Below are 320 nucleotides of genomic sequence, written 5' to 3'. Positions count from 1 at the left end.
GGGACAGGCAATGCTCGATCGGCTGGGAACAGAGTGCATCGGTGATGTCATCTTCCAGCAGCCGTTCCTGCGCACCAGCTCGCTCACCAGGGACGGCAAGTCTCTACTCGAGAACCTCGACACCATTCCCGAAGCTGCTCCCATCTTCGAGGAACAACGCATCGGCACGCTCACACCAGCGAGTCCGGTGTTCGTGACCAGCGGCATCAACGACGACACCATCCCGTACGACCAGGTGCGGCAGCTCGCCGGCGAGTGGTGCGAGAAGGGTGCCGACGTCACTTTCCGCACCAACCAGCTGCCGCCCATCACCCCGGGCT

Annotated in this window: 1 protein-coding gene; it reads left to right on the top strand. The window is 63.1% G+C overall.

The genetic code is table 11. From position 1 onward, the window contains the following. Positions 1 to 320, top strand: a 320-nt coding sequence (locus IO33_RS0142235) for a lipase family protein (protein ID WP_245236080.1), incomplete at both ends; no start/stop codon positions are given.

Source organism: Streptomyces durhamensis (assembly GCF_000725475.1).
Taxonomy (GTDB): Bacteria; Actinomycetota; Actinomycetes; order Streptomycetales; family Streptomycetaceae; genus Streptomyces; species Streptomyces filipinensis.
This window is presented reverse-complemented; position numbering and strand designations above follow the sequence as displayed.